Here is a 3,106-nt window from a genome sequence, read left to right as displayed (position 1 = left end):
CTGACACCGATCGGGTCCTCACACCGATCGGGTGCTGACACCGATCGGGTCCGGAAAACCTCGCCCCCGAAACCCTCGATTCCGGAAACGCTCGGCGCCGCGAGCCTCACGGGGGGGGTGGAGGTCGTCGGCACCCTGCCTCCCCTTGCTCGGCGGCACCACGCAAAGCGGCCGAGGGGCCGGACGGCTCAGCCATCCAGCCCCTCGGCCGTGATTCGTCGAACCGGCGCTCAGCGCACCCGGTCGGTGTCGACGATGTCGATCCGGACGTTCTGACCGCCCGCAAGGGCACTCATGACGGTCCGCAGGGCGCTCGCCGTGCGGCCCGAGCGGCCGATGACCCGGCCGAGATCGTCCGGGTGGACCCGGACCTCCAGCAGGCTGCCCCGGCGCAGGTCCTTGGATCGCACGGCGACGTCGTCCTTGTGGTCGACGATGCCGGTGACCAGGTGCTCCAGCGCCTCTTCGAGCAGGGTCACTGCTCTGCGACCTCGGCGGCGGCCTCGGCCGTCGTCGTGGCGTCCGCGTCGGCGTCGACGCTGTCGGCAGCGGCGCCGGATCCGTCGGTGTCGGCGGCAGGAGCCGCGTCCGCACCCGGAGCCTGAGCGGTGGGAGCCTCAGCAGCCGGAGCCTCAACAGCCGCGTCCGCAGCCGGAGCCTCAGCAGCCGGAGCCTCAGCAGCGGCCGGAGGCTCAGCAGCGGGAGCAGCGGCCGGGGCCTCCTCGGCCTTCTTGGCCGCCTTGCGCGGCGTGGTGGCGGGGCCGGCGTCGGCGCTCTTGCCCGCAGCCGCGACGGCGGCCTCGTAGAGCTCCTTCTTGCTTGCCTTGGCGGCCTTGACCTTCAGGGTGCCCTCGGCGCCCGGCTCGCCCTTGAACTTCTGCCAGTCACCGGTGATCTTCAGCAGCGCCTCGACGGCCTCCGTCGGCTGCGCGCCCTGGGTGAGCCAGTACTGCGCACGCTCGGAGTTGATGTCGATGAGCGAGGGCTCCTCGGTAGGGTGGTACTTGCCGATCTCCTCGATCGCCCGGCCATCGCGCTTGGTGCGCGAGTCCATGACGACGACGCGGTAGAACGGGGTGCGGATCTTGCCCATCCGCTTCAAACGAATCTTGACGGCCACGTGTGTGGTCTCTCTTTCCGATATGAGTCCGGCAAGACCGCGCAGGAGTGCCCGGGGGGCCGTGACTCGGGGTAGGTATCGCCGCGGGGAGGCCCGCAGGCGAAGGTGTACGAACCTCCATTGTCGCACGCGTCCAACACCGCTGGTGACGCCACCGCCCGCGAGGCCGGCACAACCGGACTGGCGGCGAACTGACCCAGGGCCGAGTCGATCGGCGAGCAGATCGACGTCGGAGGCCGACGCGGGGCGGTCAGCGGTTGCGCCAGGCGTCGGGATGTTCGGCGAGTTCGCGGACCTGCTCGGGCAGGTCACCGTTGAGGACATCGGCCAGGCTCACCTCGTCCAGCACGCTGCGCAGGCTGGCCCGCAGCGCCACCCACACCACCGGCAGGTGCTGGGCCACCCCGTCGTATGCCGCGTCCTGCGGACGAATACCGCGCACCTCCGCCAGCGGCCCGTCGACGATCCGCACCACGGCCCCGAGCCGGATCTCGTCTGCGCCCGTGGCCAGTTGGTAGCCCCCTGCGCTGCCCCGCCGTGACGAGACCAACCCGCCCCGTTTCAGGTCGAGCAGGATCGCCTCGAGGAACTTCTTCGGCAGCCCTTGCGCCCCCGCCAACGCCTCCGCCGAAACCGGCCCGGCGTCCTGCGCCTGTGCGTCCGCCAGCGCCAGCAACGCGCGAATCGCGTAGTCGGTGCGGGCCGAGATGTTCACGCCGTCATCCTGGCACTTTCCCCGTGCGGCCCGCGCCGCGCGGGCCAACTGCCTGAGATCCCGCGAACCGCCTCAGATCCCGCGAACTCCCGCACAAATACCTGAGGGAGTTGGCGGCTTCTCACGGAGTTGGCGGCTACTCACGGGCGCGGCGTCTCCGAGAAGGTCACGGGTCGGCTACTCACGGGCGCGGCGTCTCCGAGAAGGTCACGGGTCGGCCCCGCCCGCGGCAGCCCGTCCCCACGGGGACTTGCGCGCAACCCGGACCGGAGTTAAAGTCATGCCGCTTTCCTATTAAACCAATGGGATTTACCTTTCTAGGGGATGATTATGCGCAAGCTCGTCCTGCTGGCCCTGGTGGGCCTGGCCGCCCAACTCGTCGACGGCGGCCTCGGCATGGCCTACGGCGTCACGACCTCGACACTGCTGCTCGCGATCGGCACCAACCCGGCCGCCGCCTCGGCCACGGTCCACCTCGCCGAGATCGGCACCACCCTCGTCTCCGGACTCAGTCACTGGCGCTTCGGCAATGTCGACTGGATGGTCGTCGTCAAGGTCGGCATCCCCGGCGCGGTCGGCGCCTTCCTCGGCGCGACGGCCCTGTCGAACCTCGATGCCGACACGGCCAAGCCGGTCATGTCCGCGATCCTGCTGGTCCTGGGCCTGTACGTGCTGCTGCGCTTCACGTTCAAGGGCGTGCGCACCGACAAACTCGGCCAGCGGCTGCGCGCCCGCTTCCTGGCCCCGCTCGGCCTGTTCGCCGGCTTCCTCGACGCCACCGGCGGCGGCGGCTGGGGCCCGGTCGGCACGCCGGCCCTGCTCGCGAGCGGCCGCATCGAGCCGCGCCGGGTCATCGGCTCCATCTCGGCGAGCGAGTTCCTCGTGACCGTCGCCGCCAGCCTGGGCTTCCTGCTCGCGCTCGGATCGGAGGGCATCAACTTCACCTGGGTGGCTGCCCTCCTCATCGGTGGCGCCATCGCCGCCCCGATCGCCGCCTGGCTGGCCAGGCATGTCCCCGCCCGCATCCTCGGCTCCGCCGTCGGTGGCCTGATCATCCTGACCAACACCCGCACGATCCTGCGATCGGACTGGGTCGACCCGTCATCGGCGACGACGTGGACGATCTACGGCCTCATCTGGGCCGGCTGGGCCAGCGCCATCGCCTGGTCGGTGATGCAGCACCGCCTCGACCGCACCGGGGGCGTCACCACCGACGAGGAGAACGCGGCGCTCGTCGGACACTCCACCCACTGACATACGACGCGGCTGAC

At 70.6% G+C, this 3,106-nt stretch carries 3 protein-coding genes and 1 pseudogene; 1 reads left to right on the top strand and 3 read right to left on the bottom strand.

The genetic code is table 11. The annotated features are described in order from the left end of the window. Positions 1–230: 230 nt before the first annotated feature. The 3 genes and pseudogenes from BN11_RS17840 to BN11_RS17830 form a co-directional block, all read right to left on the bottom strand. Positions 231–473, bottom strand: coding sequence for an RNA-binding protein (locus tag BN11_RS17840; RefSeq protein WP_048701896.1), 243 nt, complete (start codon positions 471–473; stop codon positions 231–233). A 128-nt stretch (positions 474–601) separates the two neighbouring features. Further along, positions 602–1,120, bottom strand: a pseudogene (gene rpsP, locus BN11_RS17835) (30S ribosomal protein S16); the annotation flags it as partial. Positions 1,121–1,370: 250 nt separating this feature from the next. After that, positions 1,371–1,835: an RrF2 family transcriptional regulator gene (locus tag BN11_RS17830; protein ID WP_048699642.1), complete on the bottom strand. Its 465-nt coding sequence runs from the start codon at positions 1,833–1,835 to the stop codon at positions 1,371–1,373. Positions 1,836–2,165: 330 nt separating this feature from the next. On the opposite strand from BN11_RS17830, the gene BN11_RS17825 reads away from it, so the two are divergent. Continuing rightward, positions 2,166–3,089 carry a sulfite exporter TauE/SafE family protein gene (locus BN11_RS17825; protein WP_048699641.1) on the top strand — a complete coding sequence of 308 codons (924 nt, stop codon included), beginning with the start codon at positions 2,166–2,168 and terminating at the stop codon, positions 3,087–3,089. Positions 3,090–3,106 lie beyond the last annotated feature (17 nt).

The sequence above is a fragment of the Nostocoides australiense Ben110 genome (genome assembly GCF_001050535.1).
Taxonomy (GTDB): Bacteria; Actinomycetota; Actinomycetes; order Actinomycetales; family Dermatophilaceae; genus Nostocoides_A; species Nostocoides_A australiense.
The sequence above is the reverse complement of the archived record's forward strand: the minus strand, read 5'-3'. Positions and strand labels throughout refer to the sequence as shown.

Excerpts from the sequence above, each read along its gene's own strand:
- BN11_RS17825 (WP_048699641.1), top strand. The coding sequence starts at position 2,166 with ATGCGCAAGCTCGTCCTGCTGGCCCTGGTGGGCCTGGCCGCCCAACTC.